9 protein-coding genes are annotated in these 12,235 nt (G+C 54.4%); all 9 read left to right on the plus strand.

Annotation, left to right across the window (positions count from 1 at the left end; all coding sequences use genetic code 11):
- Nucleotides 1-132: 132 nt before the first annotated feature.
- The 9 genes from ABEA58_RS06635 (at nucleotide 133) to ABEA58_RS06675 (ending at nucleotide 12,215) form a co-directional block, all read left to right on the plus strand.
- Nucleotides 133-414, plus strand: a complete 282-nt coding sequence (locus ABEA58_RS06635; RefSeq protein ID WP_345549960.1) for an HP0495 family protein — start codon at nucleotides 133-135, stop codon at nucleotides 412-414.
- Nucleotides 415-1,119 (plus strand): lipoyl(octanoyl) transferase LipB, encoded by a 705-nt coding sequence (gene lipB, locus ABEA58_RS06640; RefSeq protein WP_345549962.1) that lies wholly within the window; start codon nucleotides 415-417, stop codon nucleotides 1,117-1,119.
- Nucleotides 1,112-2,110, plus strand: coding sequence for a lipoyl synthase (lipA, locus tag ABEA58_RS06645; RefSeq protein ID WP_345549964.1), 999 nt, complete (start codon nucleotides 1,112-1,114; stop codon nucleotides 2,108-2,110). The genes lipB and lipA overlap by 8 nt, the downstream gene beginning before the upstream one ends.
- Before the next feature lie 552 nt (nucleotides 2,111-2,662).
- The gene (locus ABEA58_RS06650) at nucleotides 2,663-5,638 is read left to right on the plus strand and encodes a TonB-dependent receptor (protein WP_345549965.1); all 2,976 of its coding nucleotides are present in this window, start codon (nucleotides 2,663-2,665) and stop codon (nucleotides 5,636-5,638) included.
- Between the two features lie 115 nt (nucleotides 5,639-5,753).
- Nucleotides 5,754-7,346 carry a tryptophan halogenase family protein gene (locus ABEA58_RS06655; protein WP_345549967.1) on the plus strand — a complete coding sequence of 531 codons (1,593 nt, stop codon included), beginning with the start codon at nucleotides 5,754-5,756 and terminating at the stop codon, nucleotides 7,344-7,346.
- Between the two features lie 37 nt (nucleotides 7,347-7,383).
- On the plus strand, nucleotides 7,384-8,112 hold the full coding sequence (locus ABEA58_RS06660; protein WP_345549969.1) for a SapC family protein: 729 nt from the start codon (nucleotides 7,384-7,386) through the stop codon (nucleotides 8,110-8,112).
- A 17-nt stretch (nucleotides 8,113-8,129) separates the two neighbouring features.
- Nucleotides 8,130-9,149 carry a cupin-like domain-containing protein gene (locus ABEA58_RS06665; protein ID WP_345549971.1) on the plus strand — a complete coding sequence of 340 codons (1,020 nt, stop codon included), beginning with the start codon at nucleotides 8,130-8,132 and terminating at the stop codon, nucleotides 9,147-9,149.
- Nucleotides 9,150-9,208: 59 nt separating this feature from the next.
- Complete coding sequence (locus ABEA58_RS06670) at nucleotides 9,209-10,699, plus strand: tryptophan halogenase family protein (RefSeq protein WP_345549973.1); 1,491 nt, start codon at nucleotides 9,209-9,211, stop codon at nucleotides 10,697-10,699.
- A gap of 241 nt (nucleotides 10,700-10,940) precedes the next feature.
- On the plus strand, nucleotides 10,941-12,215 hold the full coding sequence (locus ABEA58_RS06675; protein WP_345549975.1) for a sugar MFS transporter: 1,275 nt from the start codon (nucleotides 10,941-10,943) through the stop codon (nucleotides 12,213-12,215).
- The last annotated feature ends 20 nt before the right edge of the window (nucleotides 12,216-12,235 follow it).

A 12,235-nucleotide genomic window follows, 5' to 3' on the forward strand; every position in this document is an offset into this window, starting at 1 on the left:
ATTTGCCAATGATTGCCCCCGGCGGTCACTGTCCACTATTCGCTCACCACTGTATAATTCCTGGCGGCCGCGCCTTCTCCTCCGGTCTACTGTTTCCGGTTCACTCTCACCTGCGCGGTCCTGGAGAGCGGTATGAGCCAAGATCCCAAGCAAGAACCCCCAAAGATCGAATTTCCCTGTGAAGACTACATGGTCAAGGTGGTTCGCGATGCCGATGACGCCACCCATGAGTTCGTGCTGGAAGTGATGCGGCGCCACGCCCCCGACCTGGACGAAGAGCGCATCACCGTGCGGGACAGCCGCAACGGCAATTTCACCTCGGTGACCTTCTTTATTGTCGCCACCGGCGAGGAGCAGCTGAAAGCCCTGTTCGAGGAGCTGAAGGCCCATCCATCCATTCATATGGTGCTTTGAGTGGCCATCATCCGCGATCTCGGCCGGCGCGATTACCAGACCGTGTGGCAGGCCATGTCCCACTACACCGACAGTCGCGACCACGACAGCGCCGATGAAATCTGGTGCGTCGAGCACGCCCCGGTGTTTACCCAGGGTCAGGCGGGCAAGGCCGAGCACCTGCTGGACACCGGCGATATCCCGGTGGTGCAGGTGGATCGCGGTGGTCAGGTGACTTATCACGGGCCGGGGCAGCTGGTGGTTTATCCGCTGCTCGACCTGAAGCGCGCCAAGGTGGGGGTGCGCGATCTGGTGACCGCCCTGGAGCGGGCCACTGTCGCCATGCTGGCCGGTTACGACATTGCCGCCGCGCCCCGCGCCGACGCGCCCGGGGTCTACCTGACCGATGGGGCCCGCGCCGGCAGCAAGATCGCCTCCATCGGCCTGCGGGTGCGCCGCGGCTGCAGTTTTCACGGCATCGCCATCAATATCGACATGGACCTGGCGCCATTCCTGCGTATCAACCCCTGTGGTTACGCCGGGATGCAGATGGTGCAGATGGCGGAGCTGGTCGCGCCGGTGCCGTCCTGGAGCGAGGTCGCCGAGGTCTATATCGGCGAACTGTTAAAGGCCCTGCCACTGGACAGCGCCGAGTGGCACCCCGTCGATGAATCAATTTTTGCGCGTGCGCGCGCCGAGCAGCAACAGGAAGCAAGCAATGGCTGAAAATTCCACGCCGGACCAGCCCGACCTCGTCCCGGTAAAACGCACCCGCCGCCTCAAGCAGGGGGAAAAGCTCCGCGATGGTGACAAGGTGGAGCGCATCCCGGTCAAGGTGATCGCCAGCGATCAGGTGCTGCGCAAACCGGACTGGATCCGCGTCAAGGTGCCGGCCTCCAAGGAAGTCGATCGCATCAAGAGCATTCTGCGCTCGCAGAAACTTGCCACCGTCTGTGAAGAGGCCAGTTGCCCCAATCTGGGTGAATGCTTCAGTGGCGGCACCGCCACCTTTATGATCATGGGGGAAATCTGCACCCGCCGCTGCCCCTTCTGCGATGTGGGCCACGGCAAGCCGAACCCGCTGGACCCGCAGGAGCCGCAACACCTCGCCGAAGCGATCGCGGCCATGGGGCTGCGCTATGTGGTGATCACCTCCGTGGACCGGGATGACCTGCGCGACGGCGGTGCCCAGCACTTCGCCGACTGTATCCGCATGTCCCGCCAGCACTCGCCCAACCTGCAGGTGGAAATCCTTACCCCGGACTTCCGCGGCCGTATGGAAGTGGCGCTGGATATCCTCGAGGCCGAGGCCCCGGATGTATTCAACCACAACCTGGAAACGGTGCCGCGTCTCTACCGCGAGTCCCGCCCCGGCGCCAACTACAAGTGGTCCCTGAAGCTGCTGCAGGAATATAAGAAGCGCCGCCCGGATGTGCTGACCAAGTCCGGCCTGATGGTGGGGCTCGGCGAAGAAAAAGAAGAGATCTTTGCCGTAATGGATGACATGCGCGCGCACGATATCGACATGCTGACCATCGGCCAGTACCTGCAGCCCAGCAAAGAGCACCTGCCGGTGCAGCGTTATGTGCACCCGGACGAGTTCGAGGAGTATCGCCGCTACGCCGAACAGATCGGCTTCAAGCATGCCGCCTGTGGCCCGCTGGTGCGCTCCTCCTACCACGCCGACAAGCAAGCGCATGGGGAAAAGGTCGGTTAGCGTTATTGATAGAGGCGGTTTCTCAGTTCAGTGAAAACCTGAGAGTCAGAAATTTAGGAAGTCAGAAGCTTAATGAGCTTCCCCGCAAAGGCCTGCATTGATGCAGGCCTTTTTGGTTTTAGGGAGCACTCGTTGTGGCGGTGTGTGAGGTGCGCTCAATATTGACAATGGGCCATGGAGATCGTTTTGTGGCTCCTGCCGGCGGGTTTCCATCACGGCCTCTCTTATCTGCGCTTTCCCTTAACACACTCAATCCCCGCGCCCTGTGTTAGTGCGCGCGCACGGAATCCATGTCACCGCACTTTTAATCCGCCATATCCTGTTTGCCCCGGGGCCCAATTGCAGTCACCCACCAAGCCGGCAATATGCCATAACAGTGCGAAGGTATTCGTATTGCACCGCAATGGTGCAGAAATGGTTGGCCCGGCAGGGGTAAGCACGCCGGGGTGTGAGCGGGCGGAGAGGTTTTTCCCTGATCCAGCAACCGAGCTTCGCAGCTAAGAGAGAACTATAGAGACGACACAATAATCTTAAAGACTCGGGGAAGTGTTGATGAAGATGAAAACATTCCGTAAGGATCGGCTGGCGCTGACGATTTCGCTGGCGATGAGTTCTGCCTTGCTGCCCACAGCTGCTCTGCAGGCGCAGGAAAGCAGCGCGGCCATGGAAGAAGTTCAGGTTACTGGTATTCGAGCCAGTTTAAACAGATCCATGGACGTCAAACGCGATGCCGATGGTATTGTTGATGCCATTTCCGCTGAAGATATCGGTAAGTTTCCCGATACCAACCTTGCCGAGTCAATGCAGCGCATTTCCGGTGTGTCTATCGATCGCCAGAACGGCGAGGGCAGCCGTGTAACCGTACGAGGTATCAACCCAGACTATAACCTGGTGACCTTAAACGGTCGTCAGATTGCTCGTACTACCGGTGGTCGCTCTTTCGATTTCGCGAATATCGCATCCGAGATGGTTCAGGGTGTTCAGGTTGCCAAGAGTAGTAATGCTCTGGTGCCAAGTGGTGGCATCGGTTCCACCATCAATATGCTCTTTGCGCGCCCGCTTGAGATTGGTGAACGCCGGTTACAGTTCTCCAGTAAAGCTGTAATGGATGAGTCCTCTGAAGAGGCGAACATTACTCCCGAGTACTCTGGTTTTTATTCCGATACTTTCGCTGATGGGAAATTTGGCGTGGTAATCGCAGCCAGTGTGCAGGAGCGCGAGAGTGGAAGTCAGCAGGGACTGGTGAGTACCGGCTGGCGCAGTTTCGCCGGCACCGTTGATCAGAACTGGGGCGCCGGAACGGCAGAATGGGGCGGCGTGCCGCAGGAAAACCAGGTAAACCGACCGGGCGAAGGTGATATTTATTCGGTACCGCAGACGACGGGCTATAAGTTTGAGGAGCTGCAGCGTAAGCGAACCAATGGCCAATTGGTTCTGCAGTGGGCGCCTACCGACGATATCACAGCGACAATGGACTACATGTACTACGCAAACGATATCTCCAAGCAGTTTAATGATATTTCTGCGTGGTATAACTTCGGTGCCTCTGAAAATATTTGGACTGATGGGCCCATCGCTACCCCGATTATCTACTCAGAGAACTATGGAGAGCCGGCCGACCTTTCTATGGGAGCCGGCGTTAGTGCGGAAGCCTACCGTGGACAGGCACTGGGTGTGAACCTCGAGTGGACTGTAAGTGATAAGCTGTCCTTGACTTTTGATGCCCATTCATCGGATGCGGAGCGCCGTCCAGACAGCCCTTGGGGCTCCAATGCCCTGTTGTCTACCGCGGCTTTTGTTCGTACCAGTGCCACCACTGACTTCACCGAGGACCTGCCGGCTTTATCAGTTGGCGGTGGTAATGACGTACAGCCATCTGACATGTTGATTACCGGCAGCGTTTTCACGAACTCCCGCGACCGTTCCGATGTCGATGCTTTCCGCTTCAGCGGTAATTTTGAGTTGAATGAATCGAGCAGTATCGATTTCGGACTGAGCATGCAAGAGGTGAGCAATCACTCCCAGGTGGCGGTTGTGCAGCGTGATGCTTGGAGCGGTGCTGGTCCAGCCAGCGATCTGGATGATTCATTGTTCGAGTCTGACTCTATCCAGGACAAGTTCGATGTAGCTACTGGTGACTTCTCAGAAATCGGTGGTTCCGATGTGCTGGACGTCTACTTCGACTGGGACTTCGAGGCGGTCCGTGCCGCTGCAGAAGCGCTTTATGGTGATGTTATCTGGCCGGGTCTCATCGGCGATTGCGGCACCCAGTTCTGCCCGTCTACAGCCTATGATCAGGGTACAGACCGTACAACCACAGAGACCACAACAGCTGCATTTGCTCAGTACAATTTCCAGTCTTCAATCCAGGCCGCTGGCCTTGATATGCCATATGATCTGAGCTTGGGGCTGCGCTATGAAACTACTGAAGTAGATTCTGAGGCGGCATCCCCGACTTATGACGGTGCCATGTGGATTGCTGCTAACGAAGTGGTTCTTGTGAGTTCCGGTACCAGTTTCCTGAGCCAAACAGCTGACTACGAGTACTGGCTGCCCAGCGTTAACTTTAAGATGGACGTGGCGGAAGATATCGTCGTTCGCGCTGCTGCCAGCGAGACCATCGGTCGCCCAAGTTATGATGCGATCAAGGGTGGAACGCAAATAGGTTCATTGGCACGCGTTGAAGGTGGTAGTGGTTCCACGGGTAACCCGACACTGTTACCGCTTGAGTCCACTAACTTCGATCTTTCCGTTGAATGGTACTACGGCGAATCGAGTTATGCCTCGGCCGGCTATTTCAAAAAGAGGATCTCCAACTTTATTTCTAACGGAATCGTTGAGACCCCTATGTTCGGAATCGCGAACCCGGCTCAAGGTGCGTTAGTGCAAGCGGCCCGCGACACAGGCCTGACAGATATCAATGAGATTCGTCAGTATATTGCCGATAACTTTTCCGACAGTCCGTTTGTGGAAATAGGCTCCGGTGGCAACATCATAATCACCGGCAATCCTGAGACCGATCCGGAAATGACCTTCCTGCTGAGCATCCCAGAAAATGGAGATCGCAAGGAAACCATCGATGGCTGGGAGTTCTCAATACAGCACATGTTTGGTGAAAGCGGCTTCGGTATGATCGCGAACTACACCATCGTGGAGGCCGGAGTGGAGTATGACCCCTACCTGCTACAGGACCAGGAAGCAATGATTGGTCTGAGTGACTCTGCGAACCTGGTTGGTTTCTACGAGAAAAACGGCTTTCAGGCGCGTGTTGCTTACAATTGGCGGGATGACTTCCTAAACGCTCGTGGCAATGAGACCGGTGCGAACCCTGTTTACACTGAGGCCTATGAGCAGATTGATCTGAATATCGGTTACGAAGTTCCTCAGATCGAAGGTCTAGAGGTCTTCCTCGAGGGTTTGAATATCACTGAGGAGTATAACCGCACATATGGTCGCTCAAAGCTGCAAACTCTGGGCCTGTACCAAGGTGGGGCTCGCTGGCAGATGGGCGCGCGCTACGCTTTCTAATTGCGTAGACCGAATGTCTAGCTAGTTTGAGTAGCAGGGAAGCCGCTGGAGACAGCGGCTTTTCTGTTCCTGATATCTTGTTTTTATTGTGTGTTTTTAGCGCCCAGGGCTCCTTATGGCAGACGCATTAGTTAAGAAAGTGGTGATCGTCGGAGGGGGAACAGCAGGTTGGCTGACAGCTGGAGTACTTGCGGCTGAATATTCGGTTGGTAGTGACACTCAGCTGCAGATTACCTTGGTGGAATCACCAGATGTACCGACCATCGGTGTTGGCGAGGGAACGTGGCCATCGATGCGTGCAACATTAAAGCGCATTGGTATATCTGAGCAGGAGTTTTTACTTCGCTGCGATGCCAGTTTTAAACAGGGCACCCGTTTTATTGGGTGGCGCCGTGATGGTGGCGTCGCTGACGGCGACGAGTATTGCCACCCTTTCACGGCTCCGGTCGGATTTTATCAGCAGAATCCAGAACCATATTGGCAGCGCCTAAGAGAAGAAATCCAGTTTGCTGATGCCGTCTGCCCTCAAAGTTACATCGGTCGTAAACATCTGGCCCCGAAACAACTCGCGACCCCTGAATACGCCTTCATTCTCAATTACGGCTACCACCTGGATGCCGGGAAATTCGCCGACTTGTTGCGCGAGCATTGTACGACCCGACTTTCTGTTGAGCACCTCTCTGCTAGGGTGACTGAGGTCGACAGTGATAACGATGGTTACATAACGAAGTTACACCTTGAGAAAGCTGGCGTAGTTGAAGGTGACCTGTTTGTAGATTGTAGTGGTGCCCGCAGTATTTTGCTTGGCGAACACTATGGCATTGGTCTCTCTGATCAGCGCGATGTGTTGTTTAACGATTCGGCATTGGCGATACAGGTTCCTTATGCTGAGGTGGATGCGCCGATTGAGTCATGCACACTCTCATCTGCTCGCAACAGCGGATGGATATGGGATATCGGTCTGCCAACTCGCAGAGGGGTTGGTTATACCTACTCGAGTGCGCACTCAACCGACGATGAGGCTGAAGATGTGCTGCGTAAATATCTCGACAGGAGCTATGGCGGAGCTGATCAAGGAGTAAATAGAGAGGCGAGTGGCGGAGAAGTTACAGAGTTCCGCAAGATCAGTTTTACGCCAGGCTATCGGGAGAAATTTTGGCACAAGAACTGTGTGGCAATAGGAATGGCGGCGGGCTTTATTGAGCCTCTGGAAGCTTCAGCCTTAGTGCTTGTGGAGCAGTCAGCAAAAATGTTGGCAGAGCAGTTGCCGCCCGATCGCGAGATTATGCAGACAGTTTCGACAAGATTTAATCGTAAATTTTCCCATCACTGGCAGCGAATTATTGAGTTTCTCAAGCTTCACTATGTGCTATCAGAGCGTAATGACAGTCCTTATTGGAAGGATCATCGTGAAACTGATGGAATTCCTGGTCGTCTTCTGGACTCTCTTCTCCTCTGGCGTTCTCGGTCACCGTGGCTGGAGGAGGGTGAAATAGCTGATGAGTTTTTTCCTGCAGCAAGTTACCAATACGTTCTGTATGGAATGGGCTTTGTAACCCATTCATTGCCGTGGAATATGCGCCCTGAAAAGGAGCAGGTTGCCCGTAAGCAGTTCAATGACACCTTTCAGGCCCGAGAAGCTCTACAGAGGATGCTGCCGAGTAACCGAGAATTATTACGGCAGATATATATCGCTGCCGGAAAATAAAGAATAGTAAAAAATGCTTTATGCGAGGAGTCGAATAATGACAAGAGCGATACCGCTAAACAGTGTCGACCATAAGGATCTGCGGATTATTACTGAGCGGTCTGAAGAATATGGCGATAATGTCTGGTATGCCCTGACTTTTCCGAATGAGTTTCGCTCACTGCAGTCCTGCTACCCGGTATTTTTCCAGAAACATCCTGAGACCGGCCGCTTTTTTGCTCTGGCCCTGCTGGGATTTCGCGAGGGGGAAAATTTATTTCTTGAAGACGGGAAATGGCAGGCTCCATACATTCCCCTATCGATTCGTCGACAGCCATTTCTGATTGGAAGGCAGGTGGTGGTTGAAGATGGTATTGAGAGGGAGCAGCGCACTATACACATAGATATGGATAACCCACGCATCAATACTGAGCGAGGCGAGCGGTTGTTTATGGAGTTTGGTGGCGCTAGCCCTTACGTTGAAAGAGCGGGTGATATGCTGGAGGCAATTCATCAGGGTTTGACCGCTGCGGATGGCTTTATTGACGCGGTGGTTGAAAGTGATCTCCTTGAGGCGTTTACCCTTGAGGTGCAGCTTGATAGTGGTGATAAGCACCAGTTGATCGGGTTTTACACCATTAATGAGGAGAAACTCCGGGCGCTGGATTCCGTAAAGCTGGATAAACTACACCGGGCCGGCTACCTGGAACACATCTACATGGCGATCGCTTCTCAGTCAAATGTGCGTCACCTGCTGACAGCCAAGAATCGCCGAGTGGCTCAGTAGTGGAACGGGAAGTCTGCTTGGCCACCTGGGACCTGCCGCCTGCGACTGAGCGCAGTGATTGTCGACCTGGGGTATTCCCAGAGAATCTGCTTCAGTCAAACGAGCCGGTTGTTCTCCGAGGCTTTTGTAGAGATTTTCCTGCTGTTCAGGCTTGTGCGTCGTCTTCGAGGGATGCCGCGGCATACTTAAATGCGTTTTATAGTGGTCTACCGGTAAATGCCTCCTATGGCCCCCCTGAGATTGAAGGCAGAGTTTTTTATAACGAGGCTGTTAACGGTTTTAATTTCCGCAATGAGCGGATAGATCTCCGCTGTCTATTGCAACAGATGCTTGATTGTTCAGATATTGAAGATCCGCCAACACTGTATATGGCTTCGACAGATGTCACTCGCTGGTTTCCCGGGTTTGCAAAGGAAAACTCTGCAGGGCTTGAAAATCTCGCTCCGATTGGATTTCTCTGGGTCGGCAACCGAACGCGTGTAGCAGCCCACTACGATTACCCCCATAACCTGGCTTGCAATATTGCAGGAAGACGGCGCTTTACGTTGTTTCCTCCACAGCAAATTGCCAACCTTTATCCCGGGCCGCTGGGTTTCGCACCTGGAGGGCAGGAAATAAGCATGGTGGATTTCCGCCAGCCCGACTTTGAGCAGTTTCCCAACTTCCGCCAGGCTTTGGAAAACGCTCAGGTCGCTGAACTGAATCCTGGTGATGCCCTGTTTCTGCCTGGAATGTGGTGGCATCACGTAGAGGGGCTGGATGCTATCAATATACTGTACAGCCACTGGTGGAATGATTCGCCGGACTATTTAGGTGCGCCGAATACTGCTCTTTTACATGCGATGTTGAGTCTGCGTGGACTGTCACCAGAACTTCGTGCCGCTTGGAAGTCAGTATTCAATCACTATGTGTTTGATCCCGTTGAGGGGCGGCCAACACATATCCCTGCCAGTGCCCGCGGCTTGTATCAGGAGCCTCTGGACGCCGATGCGGCGCAAATGTTGCGCGCGGACCTTCTGCGACGCTTGAAAAACTGATGGTCGCAATCTCTTTCTGGAAGGAGTGGGTTGGCCAAAAAGAAAAATAGAGGTGTTATGTGAAGAGCGAACAAATTCGTCGAGTGGTAATTGCGGGAGGGGGCACTGCGGGCTGGATGACTGCCGCAGCATTGGGAAAGCTGATAGGTAAAAATCTGGACATCACTCTCGTTGAGTCAGATGCGATCGGGACGGTGGGGGTTGGTGAGGCGACTATCCCCACACTACATGTTTTTCATCAGCTTTTGGGCTTGAAAGAGTCTGAGGTGATGGCGGCTACAAACGCTACTTTCAAATTGGGGATTAATTTTGAAAACTGGCGTGTGCCAGGTGAGGACTATCTCCACTCCTTTGGCTTTCTCGGTAAAGACTGCTGGGCCTGTGGCTTTCAGCACTTCTGGCTAAAAGGTTTGAAGCAGAATATTGATCACCCTATTGGCGATTATTGCCGAGAGCACCTTGCTGCCAGAGAGCAGCGTTTCGCGGTTCTGCCGGACCAGGAACGCAATCATGCTTACCATCTGGATGCCACGCTGTATGCTAAATTTCTCCGAAAATTTTCCGAATCTTATGGGGTCAAGCGTGTTGAGGGTAAAATCGAGGATGTGCGCTTAAACGCTGAGCATGGGTTTATCGAAGCGTTAAAGCTTAGTGATGGCGTGACCATTGAAGGTGACCTGTTTGTTGATTGCACCGGGTTCAGCAGTCTCCTGATCGAGGGGGCGTTGCATACAGGCTACGATGACTGGACGCACTGGTTACCCTGTGATCGCGCGATGGCTGTGCAGACTGAGTCCACCGGTCCGGCAATACCTTTTACCCGGGCTATCGCCCATGAATCGGGCTGGCAGTGGCGAATTCCACTGCAAACCCGTGTCGGTAATGGCCTTGTGTACTGCAGTCGTTATCTGGACGATGAGGGCGCGAAGGCCTTCTTGTTGGCGAATATCGAAGGGCGCCTATTGAATGAGCCCAGGATTATTCCGTTCCGGACTGGCACTCGCCGTAAACACTGGAATAAGAATTGCATTGCCGTGGGCTTGTCCAGTGGCTTTATTGAGCCGATGGAGTCCACCAGTATCCACCTTATTCAGCGCAATATCGTGCGACTAATGCAACTGTTCCCTTCTGGTGGAATTGTCCAGGCCAATATCGATGAATTCAACAATCAGGCGATGGCGGAAATGGAACATATCCGCGACTTCATTATCCTGCATTACCACGTTACGGATCGTGCGGACAGTAAGTTTTGGCGCTATTGCCGATCAATGCAGATTCCAGACTCTCTTGCTCATCGGATCGAAATGTTTAAAGAGAGTGGTTTAATCTTCAAGCAGGCTCAGGAACTTTTCGGTGATAGCTCATGGATACAGGTGATGCTCGGGCAGGGATTGATGCCGCGACGTTACCATCCGATTGTGGACCTGATGGGTGGCAAGGAGTTGGCTGAATTTCTGGGCAATATCCGCCGGAATGTTCGGCATCAGGTGGAGAATATGCCGGATCATCGCCAGTTTATTGATCATTACTGTAAATCCCCTTCTGCCTGAGTGGGAGATGGCTCATCGCGGGGAGAGGTGCTCCCCGCAGCGTTCAGATTAGAGTCCTAAAATCTAGCTGGCCATACTTCCCTGCCGCCCCCATTTTGATCCTCCTCATCGAAAATGCCCCGATGTGGTGCTTGGTCTATGTTAAAAAGGCAGGCTGAGACCTTGCGGCTTTGATGGTTTGCGGTGAGTAATTCAGCCGGCAGGGGCCCTGATAATAAAGACGATGTGTTAGGACGGAAAAATGGCGACGATGGGAACCAATACCCGGGCGGCAGCGACCAATGGCGCCCCCGGCAATGAGGCCGGCCAGCGCTTTGCTCTGGTTGCATTGACCTCTCTGTTTTTCATGTGGGGTTTTATTACCTGCCTGAATGACATCCTTATTCCACACCTGAAAGGGGTTTTTGACCTGAACTATGCCCAGGCCATGCTGGTGCAGTTCTGCTTTTTTGGCGCCTACTTTCTGGTGTCTCTGCCGGCGGGCAAGCTGGTGGGGAAGATTGGCTACCAGCGTGGCATCGTGGTTGGCTTGTCGGTGGCCGTGGTTGGCTGCCTGCTGTTTATTCCGGCGGCCCGCATGCAGGTCTACGGTGTATTCCTGTTCGCGCTGTTCGTGCTTGCCGCGGGTATTACCGTGCTGCAGGTATCGGCCAACCCTTACGTGACCGCGCTGGGTTCCGAGAGTACTGCGGCTAGCCGCCTCACCATGACCCAGGCGTTTAACTCGCTGGGTACCACGGTCGCGCCTTTCTTCGGTGCCTTCCTGATTCTGTCGGTGGCGAATGTCGCCGGTGAGCAGATGAGTGCTGCGGAGCACGCGTCTGCGGTTGAGCTGCCCTACCTGATTCTGGCGGCGACACTGGCGGTGCTGGCGGTTGTGTTTGCCAAGCTGAAGCTGCCGACCATCGACAGCCACCTCGACGCTTCTGCTGATGCCGCGGGCGGCGCAAAGGGTCATGCCCTGCAGCATTCCCATCTGCTGCTGGGTGCGATTGCGATTTTCGTCTATGTGGGTGCCGAGGTTTCCATCGGCAGTTTCCTGGTGAACTTCCTTTCTGAAGACAGCATCGCCGGCATTACCGAAAAGCAGGCGGCTTTCTATGTGTCGCTCTACTGGGGTGGAGCCATGGTTGGGCGCTTTATCGGCGCGGTGGTGATGCAGTATGTGCCGGCCGGCAGGGTGCTGGCGGCCTGTTCACTGGGTGCCTGTGTGCTGCTGGGCGTGACGGTGATGACTTCCGGAAGTGTGGCCATGTGGGCGGTGCTGTCTGTGGGCCTGTGCAACTCGGTGATGTTCCCGACTATTTTCAGTCTGGCGCTGGCCCGTCTGGGCGGTTTGACCAGCCAGGGTTCAGGCGTGCTGTGTCTGGCGATTGTAGGCGGTGCGCTGGTACCGGTGCTGCAGGGTGTGCTGGCGGACCAGATTGGTATTCAGCTGGCGTTTGCTCTGCCGATCCTGTGTTACCTCTACATCCTCTTTTACGGTGTTAAAGGTCACCGGGTAAAAGAGAGCTAATGCAGAGCGGATAGCCGCTG

Source organism: Microbulbifer aestuariivivens (genome assembly GCF_039545115.1).
In the GTDB taxonomy this organism is placed as follows: domain Bacteria; phylum Pseudomonadota; class Gammaproteobacteria; order Pseudomonadales; family Cellvibrionaceae; genus Microbulbifer; species Microbulbifer aestuariivivens.